Origin of the sequence: Pseudomonas sp. Irchel 3H9, assembly GCF_900187495.1 — a bacterium.
Classification (GTDB): domain Bacteria; phylum Pseudomonadota; class Gammaproteobacteria; order Pseudomonadales; family Pseudomonadaceae; genus Aquipseudomonas; species Aquipseudomonas sivasensis.
This window is the reverse complement of record NZ_FYDK01000008.1, coordinates 14,990-31,940: the sequence shown is the minus strand read 5'-3', so window position 1 is coordinate 31,940 and position 16,951 is coordinate 14,990. Positions and strand designations below refer to the sequence as shown.

Annotated in this window: 30 protein-coding genes; all 30 read right to left on the bottom strand. The window is 53.9% G+C overall.

Going from position 1 to position 16,951, the window contains the following annotated elements; translation table 11 throughout:
* Positions 1-13: 13 nt before the first annotated feature.
* Positions 14-634, bottom strand: a complete 621-nt coding sequence (gene rpsD / locus CKW32_RS24085) for a 30S ribosomal protein S4 (protein ID WP_003176404.1) — start codon at positions 632-634, stop codon at positions 14-16.
* A gap of 18 nt (positions 635-652) precedes the next feature.
* On the bottom strand, positions 653-1,042 hold the full coding sequence (gene rpsK / locus CKW32_RS24080) for a 30S ribosomal protein S11 (RefSeq protein ID WP_002555466.1): 390 nt from the start codon (positions 1,040-1,042) through the stop codon (positions 653-655).
* A gap of 30 nt (positions 1,043-1,072) precedes the next feature.
* The gene (gene rpsM, locus CKW32_RS24075) at positions 1,073-1,429 is read right to left on the bottom strand and encodes a 30S ribosomal protein S13 (protein WP_003210063.1); all 357 of its coding nucleotides are present in this window, start codon (positions 1,427-1,429) and stop codon (positions 1,073-1,075) included.
* Positions 1,430-1,558: 129 nt separating this feature from the next.
* Complete coding sequence (gene rpmJ, locus CKW32_RS24070) at positions 1,559-1,675, bottom strand: 50S ribosomal protein L36 (RefSeq protein ID WP_002555468.1); 117 nt, start codon at positions 1,673-1,675, stop codon at positions 1,559-1,561.
* Positions 1,676-1,702: 27 nt separating this feature from the next.
* Positions 1,703-3,031: a preprotein translocase subunit SecY gene (gene secY, locus CKW32_RS24065; protein WP_017736663.1), complete on the bottom strand. Its 1,329-nt coding sequence runs from the start codon at positions 3,029-3,031 to the stop codon at positions 1,703-1,705.
* Positions 3,032-3,469, bottom strand: a complete 438-nt coding sequence (gene rplO, locus CKW32_RS24060; RefSeq protein ID WP_003176407.1) for a 50S ribosomal protein L15 — start codon at positions 3,467-3,469, stop codon at positions 3,032-3,034.
* A 3-nt stretch (positions 3,470-3,472) separates the two neighbouring features.
* Positions 3,473-3,649 carry a 50S ribosomal protein L30 gene (rpmD, locus tag CKW32_RS24055; protein ID WP_003176408.1) on the bottom strand — a complete coding sequence of 59 codons (177 nt, stop codon included), beginning with the start codon at positions 3,647-3,649 and terminating at the stop codon, positions 3,473-3,475.
* 2 nt (positions 3,650-3,651) lie between these two features.
* Positions 3,652-4,152, bottom strand: coding sequence for a 30S ribosomal protein S5 (gene rpsE, locus CKW32_RS24050; RefSeq protein WP_003176409.1), 501 nt, complete (start codon positions 4,150-4,152; stop codon positions 3,652-3,654).
* 3 nt (positions 4,153-4,155) lie between these two features.
* Complete coding sequence (gene rplR, locus CKW32_RS24045) at positions 4,156-4,506, bottom strand: 50S ribosomal protein L18 (RefSeq protein ID WP_003176410.1); 351 nt, start codon at positions 4,504-4,506, stop codon at positions 4,156-4,158.
* A 10-nt stretch (positions 4,507-4,516) separates the two neighbouring features.
* On the bottom strand, positions 4,517-5,050 hold the full coding sequence (gene rplF / locus CKW32_RS24040; protein ID WP_003176412.1) for a 50S ribosomal protein L6: 534 nt from the start codon (positions 5,048-5,050) through the stop codon (positions 4,517-4,519).
* A gap of 12 nt (positions 5,051-5,062) precedes the next feature.
* The gene (gene rpsH / locus CKW32_RS24035; RefSeq protein ID WP_010566853.1) at positions 5,063-5,455 is read right to left on the bottom strand and encodes a 30S ribosomal protein S8; all 393 of its coding nucleotides are present in this window, start codon (positions 5,453-5,455) and stop codon (positions 5,063-5,065) included.
* A gap of 208 nt (positions 5,456-5,663) precedes the next feature.
* Positions 5,664-5,969, bottom strand: coding sequence for a 30S ribosomal protein S14 (gene rpsN / locus CKW32_RS24030; protein ID WP_003176414.1), 306 nt, complete (start codon positions 5,967-5,969; stop codon positions 5,664-5,666).
* Positions 5,970-5,982: 13 nt separating this feature from the next.
* Positions 5,983-6,522, bottom strand: coding sequence for a 50S ribosomal protein L5 (rplE, locus tag CKW32_RS24025; RefSeq protein WP_003176415.1), 540 nt, complete (start codon positions 6,520-6,522; stop codon positions 5,983-5,985).
* Between the two features lie 20 nt (positions 6,523-6,542).
* Positions 6,543-6,857, bottom strand: a complete 315-nt coding sequence (rplX, locus tag CKW32_RS24020) for a 50S ribosomal protein L24 (RefSeq protein WP_003176416.1) — start codon at positions 6,855-6,857, stop codon at positions 6,543-6,545.
* An 11-nt stretch (positions 6,858-6,868) separates the two neighbouring features.
* Positions 6,869-7,237 carry a 50S ribosomal protein L14 gene (gene rplN / locus CKW32_RS24015; protein ID WP_002555479.1) on the bottom strand — a complete coding sequence of 123 codons (369 nt, stop codon included), beginning with the start codon at positions 7,235-7,237 and terminating at the stop codon, positions 6,869-6,871.
* 23 nt (positions 7,238-7,260) lie between these two features.
* Positions 7,261-7,527 (bottom strand): 30S ribosomal protein S17, encoded by a 267-nt coding sequence (rpsQ, locus tag CKW32_RS24010; RefSeq protein ID WP_003176419.1) that lies wholly within the window; start codon positions 7,525-7,527, stop codon positions 7,261-7,263.
* A gap of 2 nt (positions 7,528-7,529) precedes the next feature.
* Positions 7,530-7,721 (bottom strand): 50S ribosomal protein L29, encoded by a 192-nt coding sequence (gene rpmC / locus CKW32_RS24005; protein WP_002555481.1) that lies wholly within the window; start codon positions 7,719-7,721, stop codon positions 7,530-7,532.
* Positions 7,721-8,134 (bottom strand): 50S ribosomal protein L16, encoded by a 414-nt coding sequence (gene rplP, locus CKW32_RS24000; protein WP_003232424.1) that lies wholly within the window; start codon positions 8,132-8,134, stop codon positions 7,721-7,723. Before rplP ends, rpmC begins: the two co-directional genes overlap by 1 nt.
* A 12-nt stretch (positions 8,135-8,146) precedes the next feature.
* Positions 8,147-8,833, bottom strand: coding sequence for a 30S ribosomal protein S3 (rpsC, locus tag CKW32_RS23995; protein ID WP_003176422.1), 687 nt, complete (start codon positions 8,831-8,833; stop codon positions 8,147-8,149).
* A gap of 13 nt (positions 8,834-8,846) precedes the next feature.
* Positions 8,847-9,179, bottom strand: a complete 333-nt coding sequence (gene rplV, locus CKW32_RS23990; RefSeq protein WP_003103908.1) for a 50S ribosomal protein L22 — start codon at positions 9,177-9,179, stop codon at positions 8,847-8,849.
* A gap of 11 nt (positions 9,180-9,190) precedes the next feature.
* Positions 9,191-9,466: a 30S ribosomal protein S19 gene (gene rpsS / locus CKW32_RS23985; RefSeq protein WP_003232420.1), complete on the bottom strand. Its 276-nt coding sequence runs from the start codon at positions 9,464-9,466 to the stop codon at positions 9,191-9,193.
* A 16-nt stretch (positions 9,467-9,482) separates the two neighbouring features.
* Positions 9,483-10,307 (bottom strand): 50S ribosomal protein L2, encoded by an 825-nt coding sequence (gene rplB / locus CKW32_RS23980; RefSeq protein ID WP_032884535.1) that lies wholly within the window; start codon positions 10,305-10,307, stop codon positions 9,483-9,485.
* A 14-nt stretch (positions 10,308-10,321) separates the two neighbouring features.
* Complete coding sequence (rplW, locus tag CKW32_RS23975; protein ID WP_002555488.1) at positions 10,322-10,621, bottom strand: 50S ribosomal protein L23; 300 nt, start codon at positions 10,619-10,621, stop codon at positions 10,322-10,324.
* Entirely contained in the window at positions 10,618-11,220 is a 603-nt protein-coding gene (rplD, locus tag CKW32_RS23970; protein ID WP_017135963.1) for a 50S ribosomal protein L4, read from the bottom strand. The genes rplW and rplD overlap by 4 nt, the downstream gene beginning before the upstream one ends.
* Positions 11,221-11,232: 12 nt before the next feature.
* Positions 11,233-11,868, bottom strand: a complete 636-nt coding sequence (rplC, locus tag CKW32_RS23965) for a 50S ribosomal protein L3 (RefSeq protein WP_003194649.1) — start codon at positions 11,866-11,868, stop codon at positions 11,233-11,235.
* 81 nt (positions 11,869-11,949) lie between these two features.
* Positions 11,950-12,261: a 30S ribosomal protein S10 gene (gene rpsJ / locus CKW32_RS23960; RefSeq protein WP_003186070.1), complete on the bottom strand. Its 312-nt coding sequence runs from the start codon at positions 12,259-12,261 to the stop codon at positions 11,950-11,952.
* 159 nt (positions 12,262-12,420) lie between these two features.
* Positions 12,421-13,614: an elongation factor Tu gene (tuf, locus tag CKW32_RS23955; RefSeq protein WP_003176426.1), complete on the bottom strand. Its 1,194-nt coding sequence runs from the start codon at positions 13,612-13,614 to the stop codon at positions 12,421-12,423.
* Positions 13,615-13,644: 30 nt separating this feature from the next.
* Positions 13,645-15,750: an elongation factor G gene (gene fusA / locus CKW32_RS23950; protein ID WP_010206921.1), complete on the bottom strand. Its 2,106-nt coding sequence runs from the start codon at positions 15,748-15,750 to the stop codon at positions 13,645-13,647.
* A gap of 30 nt (positions 15,751-15,780) precedes the next feature.
* Positions 15,781-16,251: a 30S ribosomal protein S7 gene (rpsG, locus tag CKW32_RS23945; protein WP_002555493.1), complete on the bottom strand. Its 471-nt coding sequence runs from the start codon at positions 16,249-16,251 to the stop codon at positions 15,781-15,783.
* A 118-nt stretch (positions 16,252-16,369) separates the two neighbouring features.
* Positions 16,370-16,741 (bottom strand): 30S ribosomal protein S12, encoded by a 372-nt coding sequence (gene rpsL, locus CKW32_RS23940; RefSeq protein WP_002555494.1) that lies wholly within the window; start codon positions 16,739-16,741, stop codon positions 16,370-16,372.
* Positions 16,742-16,951: the final 210 nt, after the last annotated feature.

Genomic DNA, 16,951 nt, shown 5'->3' with positions numbered 1-16,951 from the left:
TATTTTCTAGCCCTTACTTGGAGTAGAGCTCGACAATCAGGCTTTCGTTGATGTCGGCGGACAGATCACTGCGAGCAGGAACGTTCTTGAAAACGCCCGACTTCTTCTCAGTGTCTACTTCTACCCATTCTACGCGGCCACGTTGGGCACACAGATCGAGAGCTTGGACAATGCGAAGTTGGTTTTTTGCTTTCTCGCGAACTGCGACCACGTCACCAGCACGAACCTGATAAGACGGAACGTTTACGGTCTGACCGTTAACGCTGATCGACTTGTGCGATACCAGCTGACGGGATTCGGCACGAGTCGAACCAAAGCCCATACGGTATACAACGTTGTCCAGACGGCATTCGAGCAGTTGCAGCAGGTTTTCACCAGTTGCACCTTTCTTGCCAGCAGCTTCTTTGTAGTAGCCGCTGAACTGACGCTCGAGAACGCCGTAGATACGACGAACCTTCTGCTTTTCACGCAGTTGGGTGCCGTAATCGGACTGGCGACCGCGGCGTTGGCCGTGGATACCAGGTGCTGCTTCAATGTTGCACTTCGATTCGATCGCGCGCACGCCGCTCTTCAGGAAGAGATCGGTGCCTTCGCGACGAGCGAGTTTGCATTTTGGACCAATGTAACGAGCCATTCTTTACAATCTCCTGGATTACACGCGGCGCTTCTTCGGCGGACGGCACCCGTTGTGCGGGATTGGCGTCACGTCGGTGATGCTGGCGATCTTATAGCCACAGCCGTTCAAAGCACGGACAGCAGACTCACGACCTGGACCTGGACCTTTGACGTTAACGTCGAGGTTTTTCAGGCCATATTCCAGCGCAGCTTGACCAGCACGTTCAGCAGCTACTTGAGCAGCAAACGGGGTGGACTTGCGGGAACCGCGGAAACCCGAACCACCGGAGGTAGCCCAAGAAAGCGCGTTACCTTGACGGTCGGTGATGGTCACGATTGTGTTGTTAAAAGATGCATGGATGTGGGCGATGCCATCAACCACTGTCTTTTTAACTTTTTTACGAGGACGAGCAGCAGGTTTTGCCATGATTAATTTCCTGTCGATTCGCGTGGGCGATTACTTGCGGATCGGCTTACGCGGACCTTTACGGGTACGCGCGTTAGTCTTGGTACGCTGACCGCGTACTGGAAGACCACGACGATGACGCAGACCACGGTAGCAACCGAGGTCCATCAAACGCTTGATTTTCATGTTGATTTCGCGACGCAGGTCACCTTCAGTGGTGAACTTCGCCACTTCGCCACGCAACAGCTCAATCTGCTCGTCGCTCAGATCCTTGATCTTAGCGGCTGGGTTTACCCCAGTGTCTGCGCAAATTTTCTGCGCAGTAGTGCGACCAACACCATAGATGTAGGTCAGCGAGATAACAGTGTGCTTGTTATCTGGAATGTTAACGCCTGCAATACGGGCCATTCAGTGGGACTCCAATTGACAGCTACCTACGCCCCGGAAGCCAAGAAATAGGGCGCGAGATAATATCGCTGTAATAACAAATAATCAACCCGGCAGCGCACTAGCTGCCGGGCTTCAAGCGGATCACACTCAGCCTTGGCGCTGTTTGTGACGCGGTTCCGCGCTGCAAATTACTCGAACAACACCTTCGCGGCGAATAATCTTGCAGTTACGGCACAGCTTTTTCACCGATGCACGAACTTTCATCACCAACTCCTCGAACCTTATGGGTACTCAGCGCAACATGCCGCTGCCGTAACCCTTCAGGTTGGCTTTCTTCATCAGGGATTCGTACTGGTGCGAAACGAGGTGCGATTGTACTTGGGACATGAAGTCCATCACAACCACGACCACGATCAGCAACGAGGTCCCGCCAAGGTAGAACGGAACGTTTGCTGCAACCACAAGGAACTGGGGCAACAGGCAGACGGCCGTCATATATAGAGCACCGAACAGGGTCAAACGAGTCAGAACGCCATCAATGTAGCGCGCAGACTGCTCACCTGGACGGATACCCGGAATAAAGGCACCGGACTTCTTCAGGTTTTCCGCTACGTCTTTCGGATTGAACATCAACGCCGTATAGAAGAAGCAGAAGAAAATAATCCCTGCACTAAACAGCAGAATATTCAACGGCTGACCAGGAGCGATCGACTGAGAGAGGTCCTGCAGCCAGCCCATATTTTCAGACTGACCAAACCAGGTACCCAACGAAGCCGGAAACAGCAAAATGCTGCTCGCGAAAATTGCCGGAATAACACCGGCCATATTCACTTTCAGCGGCAAGTGGCTAGTCTGCGCAGCAAAGACCTTACGGCCCTGCTGACGCTTGGCGTAGTGAACAGCAATACGACGCTGGCCACGCTCAATGAACACCACAAAACCGATAATCGCTACTGCCAGCAAACCGATAGCAACTAGGGCAAAGATATTGATATCACCCTGACGTGCAGACTCGAAAGACTGCCCAATCGCTCTCGGAAGACCGGCGACGATACCTGCGAAAATCAACATCGAGATACCGTTACCAACACCGCGCTCAGTAATCTGCTCACCCAGCCACATCATGAACATCGCACCGGCCACAAATGTGGATACCGCGACGAAATGGAAGCCAAAGTCACCAGTGAACGCAACGCCCTGCCCAGCCAGGCCAACGGACATGCCGATAGCCTGAACCAGAGCGAGAGCAACAGTGCCGTAGCGGGTGTACTGGCTAATCTTGCGACGGCCAGCTTCACCTTCCTTCTTCAACTGCTCCAGCTGCGGGCTGACGGCGGTCATCAACTGCATGATGATCGATGCCGAGATATACGGCATGATCCCCAGTGCAAAGATGCTCATCCGTTCCAGCGCGCCGCCGGAAAACATATTGAACAAGCTAAGAATGGTCCCCTCATTCTGTCGAAACAGGTCTGCGAGTCGGTCCGGGTTGATACCTGGAACCGGGATGTGTGCGCCTATTCGGTAGACGATAATCGCCAGGAACAGAAAACGCAGACGAGCCCAAAGTTCAGACATACCGCCTTTGCCGAGCGCTGAGAGAGCACCTTGCTTAGCCATTTATTCCTCGAACTTGCCGCCAGCTGCTTCGATAGCCGAACGCGCACCTTTGGTGGCGCCGATTCCCTTGCCGATAGTGACAGCGCGAGTCACTTCACCGGACAGCATGATTTTCACACGCTGTACGTTGACGTTGATCACGTTGGCATCTTTCAGGGTCTGCACAGTAACGATGTCGCCTTCCACTTTAGCCAGCTCGGACAGACGCACTTCTGCGCGATCCATAGCTTTCAGGGATACGAAACCGAACTTAGGCAGGCGACGATGCAGCGGCTGTTGACCGCCTTCAAAGCCTGGAGCAATGGTGCCACCGGAGCGGGAGGTTTGACCTTTGTGACCACGGCCACCAGTCTTACCCAAACCGCTACCGATACCACGGCCCGGACGATGCTTTTCGCGACGGGAGCCCGGCGCTGGACTCAGATCATTGAGTTTCATCGATTAACCCTCTACACGCAGCATGTAGTAAGCCTTATTGATCATCCCGCGATTCTCGGGAGTATCCTGGACTTCTACAGTGTGACCGATGCGACGCAGACCCAAACCTTTAACACACAGTTTGTGGTTAGGAATGCGGCCGGTCATGCTTTTGATCAGCGTTACTTTAACGGTAGCCATGATCAGAAGATCTCCTTGACAGTCAGACCACGCTTAGCAGCGATGGACTCAGGAGATTGCATGGCTTTCAAACCTTTGAAAGTGGCGTGAACCACGTTTACAGGGTTAGTCGAGCCGTAGCACTTGGCCAGAACGTTCTGAACACCAGCAACTTCGAGGACAGCACGCATAGCGCCGCCAGCGATGATACCGGTACCTTCAGAGGCAGGCTGCATGTACACCTTCGAAGCGCCATGGGCGGACTTCATTGCGTACTGCAGAGTGGTACCGTTCAAATCAACTTGGATCATGTTGCGACGAGCAGCTTCCATTGCCTTCTGGATCGCAGCAGGCACTTCACGTGACTTGCCACGGCCGAAGCCAACGCGCCCTTTACCATCACCTACCACGGTCAACGCAGTGAAAGTGAAGATACGGCCGCCTTTAACGGTTTTAGCTACGCGGTTAACTTGAACCAGCTTCTCAATGTAGCCTTCGTCGCGCTTTTGGTCGTTATTTGACATAACTTAGAACTCCAGCCCAGCTTCACGAGCAGCATCAGCCAGCGCTTTCACGCGGCCGTGGTACTTGAAGCCAGAGCGGTCGAAAGCCACTTGCGAGACGCCCGCGGCCTTAGCACGCGTAGCGACCAGCTGGCCAACCTTAGTGGCCGCGTCGATGTTGCCAGTGGCACCATCACGCAGTTCTTTATCCAAAGTCGAGGCGCTTGCCAGGACTTGGTTGCCGTCGGCCGAGATGACCTGGGCGTAGATGTGCTGCGACGAACGGTACACGCAGAGACGCACGACTTCGAGTTCGTGCATTTTCAGGCGTGCTTTGCGAGCGCGACGCAGTCGAGTAACTTTTTTGTCGGTCATTTGCTATGCCCTACTTCTTCTTGGCTTCTTTACGACGGACGACTTCGTCCGCGTAGCGCACACCTTTGCCTTTGTAAGGCTCTGGTGGACGGAAGTCGCGGATCTCAGCGGCCACCTGACCTACCAGCTGCTTATCGATACCCTTGATCAGGATATCGGTTTGGCTAGGGGTCTCAGCGGTGATGCCTTCCGGCAGTTCGTAATCCACTGGGTGCGAGAAGCCAAGGGCAAGGTTCAAAACCGTGCCTTTTGCTTGCGCTTTGTAACCAACACCGACCAGCTGGAGCTTGCGCTCGAAGCCTTGGCTTACGCCTTGGACCATGTTGTTTACCAACGCACGCGTGGTACCGGCCATTGCGCGAGTTTGTTGATCGCCATTGCGAGCAGCGAAACGCAGCTCACCAGCTTCTTCAACGATCTCAACGGACGAATGGATGTTCAGTTCAAGAGTGCCCTTGGCACCCTTCACCGAAAGCTGTTGGCCTGCGAATTTGACTTCGACACCGGCTGGCAGCTTAACGGGGTTCTTAGCGACGCGAGACATGCTTATCCCCCCTTAGAACACAGTGCAAAGAACTTCGCCGCCGACACCGGCAGCGCGCGCAGCACGATCCGTCATCACACCTTTGTTGGTGGAGACGATAGACACGCCAAGACCGCCACGAACTTTCGGCAGATCTTCAGCGGACTTGTACTGACGCAGGCCTGGACGGCTAACGCGCTTCACTTCCTCGATGACCGAACGGCCTTCGAAGTACTTCAGCTCGATGGACAGCAGTGGCTTGGTTTCGCTGCTGATCTGATAACCCGCAATGTAGCCTTCGTCTTTCAGGACTTTGGCAACAGCTACCTTCAACTTGGAAGATGGCATGCTTACGACGGACTTTTCAGCCATCTGGGCATTACGGATACGAGTTAGCATGTCCGCTAACGGGTCCTGCATACTCATGGGCTAGACGCTCCTAATACAAAAAAATTAGCCTTGCGGCTACATATGTCGCCGAGAATCTCCGAGCGTAAAAAACACGGGCTCAGGCGAGCCGCGTATTTTAGACACACTCCGGAAATGAAACAAGCCCCAAAAGGGGCTTGTTCCAGATTCAAGGTCACCGGCGGTCAGTATCTTGCGATGCAGACCCCCTAGACGCTGAAAGTACTTACCAGCTAGCTTTAACCAGACCTGGTACGTCACCACGCATTGCAGCTTCACGCAGTTTGTTACGGCCGAGGCCGAACTTGCGGTAAACGCCGTGTGGACGACCGGTCAGGCGGCAGCGGTTACGCATGCGCGAAGCGCTTGCGTCACGTGGCTGCTTCTGCAAAGCAACTGTAGCTTCCCAACGCGCTTCTGGACTTGCGTTCAGATCAACGATGATTGCTTTCAGTGCTGCACGCTTCTTGGCGTACTTGGCAACCGTGAGCTGACGCTTCAGCTCGCGGTTTTTCATGCTCATCTTGGCCATGGTCCTACTCCAATCAGTTGCGGAACGGGAATTTGAAAGCACGCAACAGAGCGCGACCTTCATCATCGTTCTTGGCAGTGGTGGTCAGGGTGATGTCCAGACCGCGGAGAGCATCGATCTTGTCGTAGTCGATTTCCGGGAAGATGATCTGCTCTTTCACGCCCATGCTGTAGTTACCACGACCATCGAAGGACTTGGCATTCAGGCCGCGGAAGTCGCGAACCCGAGGCAGGGAGATCGACAGCAGACGATCCAGGAATTCGTACATACGCTCACGGCGCAGAGTCACTTTGACGCCGATCGGCCAACCTTCACGGACTTTAAAGCCAGCGATGGATTTCCGAGCGTAAGTCACAACGACTTTTTGACCGGTGATCTTTTCCAGGTCAGCAACAGCGTGTTCGATGACTTTTTTGTCACCGACCGCTTCGCCCAAACCCATGTTCAGGGTGATTTTGGTAACGCGTGGAACTTCCATCACGTTCGAGAGCTTAAGTTCTTCCTTAAGCTTCGGTGCGATTTCTTTCCAGTAAATCTCTTTTAGTCGTGCCATGGTCTTCTACCTAGCAGTGTTCAAGCATCAACCGCTTTTTGGGTCGACTTGAAGACACGAATTTTCTTGCCATCTTCTACTTTAAAACCAACGCGGTCAGCCTTGTTGGTTTCGCCGTTGAAAATGGCGACGTTAGAAGCGTCCAGAGGAGCTTCTTTTTCGACGATACCGCCCTGCACGCCCGACATAGGGTTAGGCTTGGTATGGCGCTTAACCAGGTTCAGACCACCAATAACCAGACGGTTATTAGCGAGAACCTTAAGAACCTTACCGCGCTTACCTTTGTCTTTGCCGGCGATCACGATGATCTCGTCGTCACGACGAATCTTTTGCATGTCGGATCTCCTTACAGCACTTCTGGGGCGAGCGAGACGATCTTCATGAACTTCTCAGTACGAAGTTCACGCGTCACTGGCCCAAAGATACGGGTGCCGATCGGCTCTTGCTTGTTGTTCAGAAGAACAGCAGCGTTGCCATCAAAGCGGATAATAGAGCCGTCTGCACGGCGTACACCGTGACGAGTGCGAACTACAACAGCAGTCATCACTTGGCCTTTTTTCACCTTACCGCGAGGAATTGCTTCCTTCACGGTAACTTTGATGATGTCACCGATACCAGCGTAACGACGATGGGAGCCACCCAGCACCTTGATGCACATAACACGGCGAGCGCCGCTGTTATCGGCCACATCGAGCATGGATTGAGTCTGAATCATATAATTTCTCCGACCCCTAGTCCTTAGACTTCCACAGCGCGTTCGAGAACATCAACCAGCGCCCAAGACTTGGTCTTGGCCAGCGGACGAGTTTCACGAATAGTGACCTTGTCGCCGATGTGGCACTGATTGGTTTCGTCGTGCGCGTGCAGCTTAGTCGAACGCTTAACATATTTACCGTAGATCGGGTGCTTAACGCGACGCTCGATCAAAACGGTGATGGTTTTGTCCATCTTGTCGCTGACAACACGGCCAGTCAGCGTACGGACAGTCTTTTCGGCTTCAGCCATGATCACTTACCTGCCTGCTGGTTGAGCACAGTCTTCACGCGAGCAATGTCACGCTTAACTTGCGAGAGCAGATGAGACTGCCCCAACTGGCCAGTTGCTTTCTGCATACGCAGATTGAACTGGTCGCGCAGCAGGCCGAGCAGTTGCTCGTTCAGCTGCTGTGCGGATTTTTCACGAAGTTCATTCGCTTTCATCACATCACCGTCCGTTTAACAAAGGCGGTGGCGAGCGGCAGCTTTGCAGCAGCCAGGGCAAAAGCCTCACGCGCCAGCTCTTCAGTTACACCCTCGATTTCATACAGGACTTTGCCTGGCTGAATCTGGGCTACCCAGTATTCCACGTTACCCTTACCTTTACCCATCCGAACTTCGAGGGGTTTTTTGGAGATCGGCTTGTCCGGGAATACACGGATCCAGATCTTGCCGCCACGTTTAACGTGACGGGTCAGTGCACGACGCGCTGACTCGATCTGACGAGCGGTGAGACGACCACGAGCTACAGACTTCAGCGCGAACTCGCCGAAGCTGACTTTGCTACCGCGCTGAGCCAGACCACGGTTGTGGCCTGTCATCTGCTTGCGGAACTTCGTACGCTTTGGTTGCAACATTTGGCGTACCCCTTACTTAGCAGCTTTTTTACGAGGCGCTGGTGCTTGTGGTTTCAGTTCTTCTTGGCGACCACCAATTACTTCGCCTTTGAAGATCCAAACCTTTACACCGATCACACCATAAGTGGTGTGAGCTTCGTAGTTGGCATAGTCGATGTCGGCACGCAGGGTGTGCAGTGGCACACGACCTTCGCGATACCATTCAGTACGTGCGATTTCAGCACCGCCGAGACGACCGCTCACTTGGATTTTGATGCCTTTGGCACCAATGCGCATGGCGTTCTGTACGGCGCGCTTCATAGCGCGACGGAACATTACGCGACGCTCCAGCTGCTGAGCTACGCTCTGCGCAACCAGCATACCGTCGAGCTCCGGCTTACGGATCTCTTCGATATTGATGTGCACAGGCACACCCATTTGCTTGGTCAGGTCCTGACGCAGTTTCTCAACATCTTCACCTTTCTTCCCGATAACGATACCTGGACGAGCGGTGTGGATGGTGATACGTGCAGTTTGTGCCGGGCGATGGATATCGATACGGCTTACGGACGCGCTTTTTAGTTTGTCTTGGAGATACTCACGCACCTTCAGATCAGCGAACAAATAGTCCGCATAAGTCCGACCGTCTGCGTACCAGACGGAGGTGTGCTCCTTGACGATTCCCAGGCGAATGCCAATGGGATGTACTTTCTGACCCATCTCTTCGACTCCGTTACTTGTCAGCAACCTTGACAGTGATATGGCAAGACCGCTTGACGATGCGATCAGCACGGCCTTTGGCACGTGGCATGATGCGCTTCAGCGAACGCCCTTCGTTGACGAAAACGGTGCTGACCTTCAGGTCATCAACGTCTGCGCCTTCGTTATGCTCGGCGTTGGCTACGGCCGACTCCAGCACTTTCTTCATGATCTCGGCGGCTTTCTTACTGCTGAAAGCCAACAGGTTGAGCGCTTCGCCCACCTTCTTCCCGCGGATCTGGTCGGCGACCAAGCGGGCTTTCTGGGCGGAGATTCGAGCGCCCGACAACTTAGCGGCTACTTCCATTTCCTAACCCCTTAACGCTTGGCTTTCTTGTCTGCCACGTGCCCACGATAAGTGCGGGTACCGGCAAACTCGCCTAGTTTGTGGCCGACCATGTCTTCGTTCACGAGAACTGGGACGTGCAAGCGACCGTTGTGTACAGCGATGGTCAGACCGACCATTTGTGGCAGGATCATCGAACGACGCGACCAGGTTTTCACCGGTTTGCGATCGTTCTTTTCCGCCGCCACTTCGATCTTCTTCAGTAGGTGAAGATCAATAAAAGGACCTTTTTTCAGAGAACGTGGCACTGTCGTATCCCTCTATTTACTTGCGACGACGGACGATCATTTTGTCGGTACGCTTATTACCACGAGTCTTCGCGCCCTTAGTCGGGAAGCCCCATGGCGATACCGGATGACGACCACCAGAGGTACGACCTTCACCACCACCGTGTGGGTGGTCAACCGGGTTCATGGCAACACCACGAACGGTTGGGCGAACGCCACGCCAGCGCTTGGCACCAGCTTTACCCAGCGAACGCAGGCTGTGCTCGGAGTTCGAGACTTCACCTAGGGTCGCGCGGCATTCAGCCAGAACTTTACGCATCTCACCAGAACGCAGACGCAGGGTCACGTAGACACCTTCACGAGCGATCAGCTGAGCCGAAGCACCAGCGGAACGAGCGATTTGCGCGCCTTTACCTGGCTTCAATTCGATGCCGTGTACGGTGCTACCAACTGGAATGTTACGCAGCTGCAGAGCGTTGCCCGGCTTGATCGGCGCCAAGGCACCTGCGATCAGCTGGTCGCCAGCACTCACACCTTTAGGTGCGATGATGTAGCGACGCTCGCCATCTGCGTACAGCAGCAGAGCGATGTGAGCAGTACGGTTTGGATCGTATTCGATACGCTCAACAGTGGCAGTGATGCCATCTTTGTCGTTGCGACGGAAGTCGACCAAACGATAATGCTGCTTATGGCCACCACCGATGTGACGAGTGGTAATACGACCATTGTTGTTACGACCACCAGTCTTCGATTTTTTCTCGAGCAGCGGTGCGTGAGGAGCGCCTTTATGCAGCTCCTGGTTGACCACCTTGACCACAAAACGGCGGCCAGGGGAAGTCGGTTTGCATTTAACGATTGCCATGATGCACCCCTTCCTTACTCAGCACTGCTGCTGAAATCGAGATCTTGGCCTGGCTGAAGGGAGATAACTGCCTTCTTCCAGTCATTACGCTTGCCCAGACCGCGAGCAGTGCGCTTGCTCTTACCCAGAACATTCAGGGTAGTAACACGCTCTACTTTCACGCTGAACAGGCTTTCGACGGCCTTCTTGATTTCCAGCTTGGTTGCGTCAGTTGCAACCTTGAAAACGAACTGGCCTTTCTTGTCAGCCAGAACCGTAGCCTTTTCGGAAACGTGCGGGCCAAGCAGAACTTTAAATACGCGTTCCTGGTTCATCCCAGCAGCTCCTCGAATTTCTTCACGGCCGACACGGTGATCAACACCTTGTCGTATGCGATCAGACTAACTGGATCGGAACCTTGCACGTCACGTACATCAACGTGTGGCAGGTTGCGAGCAGCCAGGTACAGGTTCTGATCAACAGCTTCAGACACGATCAAAACATCGGTCAGGCTCATGTTGTTCAGTTTGCCCAGCAGATCTTTGGTTTTTGGACTTTCAACAGCGAAGTCCTGAACCACGACCAGACGATCAGTACGCACGAGTTCAGCAAGGATGGAGCGCAGAGCTGCGCGGTACATCTTCTTGTTGAGCTTCTGAGTGTGATCCTGTGGACGAGCTGCGAAAGTGGTACCGCCGCCACGCCAGATTGGGCTACGGATAGTACCGGCACGAGCACGGCCAGTGCCTTTCTGACGCCATGGGCGCTTACCGCCACCACGAACGTCGGAACGGGTCTTTTGCTGCTTGCTACCTTGACGGCCGCCGGCCATGTAGGCCACGACTGCTTGGTGAACGAGCGTCTCGTTGAATTCGCCGCCAAATGTCAGTTCGGAAACTTCGATCGCTTGAGCGTCATTTACATTTAATTGCATGTCAGCTTCCCCTTAACCGCGAGCCTTGGCCGCTGGACGTACAACCAGGTTGCCGCCAGTAGCGCCAGGAACAGCACCCTTGACCAACAACAGATTGCGTTCAGCGTCGACGCGCACTACTTCGAGGGACTGCACGGTCACGCGCTCAGCGCCCATATGACCGGACATTTTTTTGCCCTTGAATACACGACCAGGAGTCTGGCACTGGCCAATAGAGCCCGGGACGCGGTGGGAGACGGAGTTACCGTGAGTGTTATCTTGACCACGGAAATTCCAACGCTTGATCGTACCCTGGAAGCCTTTACCTTTGGACTGACCGGTTACATCAACCAGTTGACCAGCGGCGAAGATTTCAGCGTTGATCAGATCGCCAGCCTGGTAGTCGCCATCTTCAAGACGGAACTCCATAACAGTGCGACCAGCTGCAACGTTTGCTTTAGCGAAGTGACCTGCTTGAGCAGCAGTCACGCGCGAAGCACGACGCTCGCCGACAGTGACTTGCACTGCACGATAGCCATCGGTCTCTTCAGTTTTGAACTGGGTGACGCGATTCGGTTCGATCTCAATGACCGTAACCGGAATGGAGACACCTTCTTCGGTGAAAATACGGGTCATACCGCATTTACGACCGACTACACCAATAGTCATGTTGTAAACCTCATGAGTGTACGGGGCTTTCACCCGCTATGGCCGCCCATTTCAGAGCGTTACACGACTAAGACCCGAGTCTTAGCCGAGGCTGATCTGAACTTCCACACCGGCCGCCAGATCAAGCTTCATAAGTGCATCAACGGTTTTATCCGTTGGCTGGACGATGTCCAGTACGCGCTTATGAGTACGGATCTCGTACTGGTCACGCGCGTCTTTGTTGACGTGCGGGGAGACCAGAACGGTGAACCGCTCTTTACGGGTAGGCAGTGGAATTGGACCACGCACTTGAGCACCAGTACGTTTCGCGGTTTCCACGATTTCCTGGGTGGATTGGTCGATCAGGCGATGGTCAAAAGCCTTCAACCTGATACGGATTTGCTGATTTTGCATTGGATTTCAGACTCCGGCTGCTATTCCCACCGAGCGCAATACGCCCGTTAAAAGGAGGCGCAATTCTATAGACGGCCCAGATGGGTGTCAACCCAATAAAAAAGGCCCCCGCTAAGCGGGGGCCTCCTCAAAACATCAGAGCTATCTCAGAAGAGATAATTACTCGATGATTTTAGCTACAACGCCAGCACCAACGGTACGGCCGCCTTCACGGATTGCGAAGCGCAGACCGTCTTCCATAGCGATGGTTTTGATCAGGGTGACAACCATTTTGATGTTGTCGCCTGGCATTACCATTTCTACGCCTTCCGGCAGTTCGCAGTTACCAGTAACGTCGGTAGTACGGAAGTAGAACTGTGGACGGTAGCCTTTGAAGAACGGAGTGTGACGACCGCCTTCTTCTTTGCTCAGCACGTACACTTCAGCTTCGAACTTGGTGTGCGGCTTAACCGAACCCGGCTTAACCAGAACCTGGCCACGCTCAACGTCGTCACGCTTGGTACCACGCAGCAGAACGCCGCAGTTCTCGCCAGCACGACCTTCGTCGAGCAGCTTACGGAACATTTCAACACCGGTGCAGGTGGTGACGGTAGTGTCACGCAGACCAACGATTTCCAGTGGATCTTGAACCTTAACGATACCGCGCTCGATACGACCAGTCACAACAGTACCACGACCGGAGATCGAGAATACGTCTTCGATTGGCATCAGGAACGGCTTGTCGATAACACGAACTGGATCTGGGATGTAGCTGTCCAGAGTCTCAACCAGTTTACGAACGGACGTGGTGCCCATTTCGTTGTCGTCTTTGCCTTCCAGAGCCATACGAGCAGAACCGATGATGATCGGAGTGTCGTCACCTGGGAAGTCGTAAGTGCTCAGCAGATCGCGCACTTCCATCTCAACCAGTTCCAGCAGCTCAGCGTCGTCTACCAGGTCAGCCTTGTTCAGGTAAACCACGATGTACGGAACGCCAACCTGGCGGGACAGCAGGATGTGCTCACGGGTTTGTGGCATCGGACCATCAGCGGCCGAACAAACCAGGATCGCGCCGTCCATCTGGGCAGCACCGGTGATCATGTTCTTCACATAGTCGGCGTGACCTGGGCAGTCAACGTGAGCGTAGTGACGGATCAGCGAGTTGTATTCAACGTGCGCAGTGTTGATGGTGATACCACGAGCTTTTTCTTCTGGCGCGCTGTCGATTTTATCGAAATCAACGATTGCGGAACCGAACACTTCGGAGCAAACGCGAGTCAGAGCAGCAGTCAGAGTGGTTTTACCATGGTCAACGTGACCGATGGTGCCAACGTTGACGTGCGGTAGGGAACGATCAAATTTTTCTTTAGCCACGACAATTAACTCCTTGCCTAAAGGACTGAATCAGCCTTGTTTTTTGGATACAGTTTCAGCGATGTGCGCCGGAGCTGTGTTGTATTTTTTGAATTCCATAGAGTAGCTTGCGCGACCCTGGGACATGGAGCGAACGTCGGTCGCATAACCGAACATCTCACCCAACGGAACCTCGGCGCGAATCACTTTGCCGGAAACCGTGTCTTCCATACCCAAGATCATGCCGCGACGACGGTTAAGGTCGCCCATGACATCACCCATATAGTCTTCAGGTGTAACAACTTCTACCGCCATGATTGGCTCAAGCAACTCACCACCGCCCTTTTGGGCCAGTTGCTTGGTTGCCATGGAAGCAGCCACCTTAAACGCCATCTCGTTGGAGTCGACGTCGTGGTAAGAACCGTCAAAAACGGTTGCTTTCAGGCCGATCAGCGGATAGCCGGCAACAACACCGTTCTTCATCTGCTCTTCGATACCCTTCTGGATAGCAGGGATGTATTCCTTAGGAACAACACCACCCACTACTTCGTTCACGAATTGCAGACCTTCCTGACCTTCGTCAGCAGGAGCAAAACGGATCCAGCAGTGACCGAACTGACCACGACCGCCGGACTGACGAACGAACTTGCCTTCGATTTCACAGTTTTTCGTGATGCGCTCACGATAGGAAACCTGAGGCTTACCGATGTTGGCTTCGACGTTAAACTCACGGCGCATCCGGTCAACCAGGATGTCCAGGTGCAGCTCGCCCATGCCAGAGATGATCGTTTGACCAGTCTCTTCATCAGTCTTAACGCGGAAAGATGGATCCTCCTGAGCAAGCTTGCCCAAAGCGATACCCATTTTTTCCTGGTCATCCTTGGTCTTAGGCTCTACGGCAACCGAAATAACCGGCTCCGGGAAGTCCATGCGAACCAGGATGATTGGCTTAGCAGCGTCGCACAAAGTCTCACCAGTGGTGACATCCTTCATGCCGATCAGGGCCGCGATGTCACCAGCGCGCACTTCCTTGATCTCTTCACGGGCGTTTGCGTGCATTTGCACCATACGACCCACGCGCTCTTTCTTACCTTTAACCGAGTTGATCACACCGTCGCCGGATGCCAACACGCCCGAGTAAACGCGGACGAAAGTCAAGGTACCCACGAATGGGTCGGTAGCGATCTTGAACGCCAGGGCCGAGAACGGCTCGCTGTCGTCTGCATGACGCTCCATTTCCTCTTCCTCGTTATCAGGGTTGGTACCCTTGATAGCAGGAATGTCGGTTGGAGCAGGCAGGTAGTCGATCACAGCATCGAGAACCAGGGGAACACCCTTGTTCTTGAACGAGGAACCGCAAACAGCCAAGACGATCTCACCAGCGATAGTACGCTGACGCAGAGCGGCCTTGATTTCCACGTTGGTGAGTTCTTCACCTTCGAGGTACTTGTTCATCAGCTCTTCGCTGGCTTCGGCAGCTGCCTCAACCATGTTGTTGCGCCACTCGTCAGCCAGCTCCTGCAGTTCAGCAGGGATAGGCTTACGAACAGGAACCATACCTTTGTCGGAATCATTCCAGTAGACCGCTTCCATGTTGATCAGATCGATCTGACCCTGGAAGTTGTCCTCGGAACCGATAGCCAGTTGGATTGGCACCGGAGTGTGACCCAGACGCTGCTTGATCTGACCGATCACGCGCAGGAAGTTGGCACCAGCACGGTCCATCTTGTTTACGTAAACAAGACGTGGAACGCCGTATTTGTTGGCTTGACGCCATACGGTTTCCGACTGAGGCTCAACACCCGAAGTACCACAGAACACAACGACAGCGCCATCGAGTACGCGCAGGGAACGCTCAACTTCAATGGTGAAGTCTACGTGGCCCGGGGTATCGATTACGTTGAAGCGATGCTCGTCTTTGTACTGCTTCTCAGAACCTTTCCAGAAGGCGGTAATAGCAGCAGAAGTAATGGTAATACCACGCTCCTGCTCCTGAACCATCCAGTCTGTGGTCGCGGCGCCATCATGCACCTCGCCCATTTTGTGACTTTTGCCGGTGTAAAACAGTACGCGCTCGGTGGTGGTGGTTTTACCAGCATCCACGTGAGCAACGATACCGATGTTACGGTAGCGGCTAATCGGAGTAGTACGAGCCATAAAGCCCTCGCAAAATTAGTGAAGCTAAGATTAGAAGCGGTAGTGCGAGAAAGCTTTGTTAGCTTCAGCCATACGGTGCACGTCTTCACGCTTCTTAACAGCAGCACCTTTACCTTCAGCAGCGTCCAACAGTTCGCCAGCCAAACGCAGAGCCATAGACTTCTCGCCACGCTTACGGGCGAAGTCTACCAACCAGCGCATTGCCAGGGCGTTACGACGGGACGGACGAACTTCAACCGGAACCTGATAAGTAGCGCCGCCTACACGGCGCGACTTCACTTCGACCAGCGGAGCGATGGCGTCGAGAGCTTTCTCGAAGATTTCCAGGGGGTCGCTGTTCTTGCGTTCTTTAACCTTTTCCAGCGCGCCATAAACGATACGCTCGGCAACGGCTTTCTTGCCGCTTTCCATCACGTGGTTCATGAACTTGGCCAGAATTTGGCTTCCGTATTTTGGATCGTCAAGCACTTCGCGCTTGGCTGCTACGCGTCTTCTTGGCATGGATAAGCCCTCAAACGGTCTTCAGGTTCGCTCGGAATCAGTGCCCTTTCGGGACGCCTCCGACCTTACTCTTATCGACTCAGAAAATAAGATGGTTCAGTTTTACAAAAAGCCGCTACTACTTAGGCTTCTTGGTACCGTACTTCGAACGACCCTGGTTACGACCTTTAACGCCGGAAGTATCCAAGGAGCCGCGTACGGTGTGATAACGAACACCTGGCAAGTCTTTTACACGACCGCCACGAATCAGCACCACGCTGTGCTCTTGCAGGTTGTGGCCTTCACCGCCGATGTACGAGGAAACCTCGAAACCGTTGGTCAGACGCACACGACACACTTTACGCAGTGCCGAGTTAGGTTTTTTCGGCGTAGTGGTATACACGCGAGTGCATACGCCACGACGTTGCGGGCAGTTCTGCAGCGCAGGCACGTCGGATTTCTCGACGATACGCTTACGCGGCTGACGTACCAGCTGGTTGATAGTTGCCATCTACTAGCTCCACTGTTGTCTTGCGACGCTATTGTCTTGCAAGAAAAGCAAAAATGGCAGGAACGAGTTCCCGCCAAATTTAGGGGTACAAGAGTCTAAAGAGGATCTTGCCCCCAGTCAAGGCAAGGCCCCGACCTCCCCTCTCGTCGAACCGGGGCAAAATTGCCTCGATCCGACGAATGGGACTGCCAGGGCCCAGACTTATTTATT

Bases quoted from the DNA above. Each gene is read 5' to 3' on its own strand.
- rpsD (WP_003176404.1), bottom strand. From the start codon at position 634: ATGGCTCGTTACATTGGTCCAAAATGCAAACTCGCTCGTCGCGAAGGC.
- rpsK (WP_002555466.1), bottom strand. From the start codon at position 1,042: ATGGCAAAACCTGCTGCTCGTCCTCGTAAAAAAGTTAAAAAGACAGTG.
- rpsM (WP_003210063.1), bottom strand. From the start codon at position 1,429: ATGGCCCGTATTGCAGGCGTTAACATTCCAGATAACAAGCACACTGTT.
- rpmJ (WP_002555468.1), bottom strand. From the start codon at position 1,675: ATGAAAGTTCGTGCATCGGTGAAAAAGCTGTGCCGTAACTGCAAGATT.
- secY (WP_017736663.1), bottom strand. From the start codon at position 3,031: ATGGCTAAGCAAGGTGCTCTCTCAGCGCTCGGCAAAGGCGGTATGTCT.
- rplO (WP_003176407.1), bottom strand. From the start codon at position 3,469: ATGAAACTCAATGATCTGAGTCCAGCGCCGGGCTCCCGTCGCGAAAAG.
- rpmD (WP_003176408.1), bottom strand. From the start codon at position 3,649: ATGGCTACCGTTAAAGTAACGCTGATCAAAAGCATGACCGGCCGCATT.
- rpsE (WP_003176409.1), bottom strand. From the start codon at position 4,152: ATGTCAAATAACGACCAAAAGCGCGACGAAGGCTACATTGAGAAGCTG.
- rplR (WP_003176410.1), bottom strand. From the start codon at position 4,506: ATGACCGACAAAAAAGTTACTCGACTGCGTCGCGCTCGCAAAGCACGC.
- rplF (WP_003176412.1), bottom strand. From the start codon at position 5,050: ATGTCTCGCGTCGCTAAGAACCCCGTTAAGCTGCCAGCCGGTGTCGAA.
- rpsH (WP_010566853.1), bottom strand. From the start codon at position 5,455: ATGAGTATGCAGGACCCGTTAGCGGACATGCTAACTCGTATCCGTAAT.
- rpsN (WP_003176414.1), bottom strand. From the start codon at position 5,969: ATGGCCAAGATGAGCATGAAAAACCGCGAGCTGAAGCGTCAGCTCACG.
- rplE (WP_003176415.1), bottom strand. From the start codon at position 6,522: ATGGCACGACTAAAAGAGATTTACTGGAAAGAAATCGCACCGAAGCTT.
- rplX (WP_003176416.1), bottom strand. From the start codon at position 6,857: ATGCAAAAGATTCGTCGTGACGACGAGATCATCGTGATCGCCGGCAAA.
- rplN (WP_002555479.1), bottom strand. From the start codon at position 7,237: ATGATTCAGACTCAATCCATGCTCGATGTGGCCGATAACAGCGGCGCT.
- rpsQ (WP_003176419.1), bottom strand. From the start codon at position 7,527: ATGGCTGAAGCCGAAAAGACTGTCCGTACGCTGACTGGCCGTGTTGTC.
- rpmC (WP_002555481.1), bottom strand. From the start codon at position 7,721: ATGAAAGCGAATGAACTTCGTGAAAAATCCGCACAGCAGCTGAACGAG.
- rplP (WP_003232424.1), bottom strand. From the start codon at position 8,134: ATGTTGCAACCAAAGCGTACGAAGTTCCGCAAGCAGATGACAGGCCAC.
- rpsC (WP_003176422.1), bottom strand. From the start codon at position 8,833: ATGGGTCAGAAAGTACATCCCATTGGCATTCGCCTGGGAATCGTCAAG.
- rplV (WP_003103908.1), bottom strand. From the start codon at position 9,179: ATGGAAGTAGCCGCTAAGTTGTCGGGCGCTCGAATCTCCGCCCAGAAA.
- rplB (WP_032884535.1), bottom strand. From the start codon at position 10,307: ATGGCAATCGTTAAATGCAAACCGACTTCCCCTGGCCGCCGTTTTGTG.
- rplW (WP_002555488.1), bottom strand. From the start codon at position 10,621: ATGAACCAGGAACGCGTATTTAAAGTTCTGCTTGGCCCGCACGTTTCC.
- rplD (WP_017135963.1), bottom strand. From the start codon at position 11,220: ATGCAATTAAATGTAAATGACGCTCAAGCGATCGAAGTTTCCGAACTG.
- rplC (WP_003194649.1), bottom strand. From the start codon at position 11,868: ATGACTATTGGTGTAGTCGGTCGTAAATGCGGTATGACCCGTATTTTC.
- rpsJ (WP_003186070.1), bottom strand. From the start codon at position 12,261: ATGCAAAATCAGCAAATCCGTATCAGGTTGAAGGCTTTTGACCATCGC.
- fusA (WP_010206921.1), bottom strand. From the start codon at position 15,750: ATGGCTCGTACTACTCCGATTAGCCGCTACCGTAACATCGGTATCGTT.
- rpsG (WP_002555493.1), bottom strand. From the start codon at position 16,251: ATGCCAAGAAGACGCGTAGCAGCCAAGCGCGAAGTGCTTGACGATCCA.
- rpsL (WP_002555494.1), bottom strand. From the start codon at position 16,741: ATGGCAACTATCAACCAGCTGGTACGTCAGCCGCGTAAGCGTATCGTC.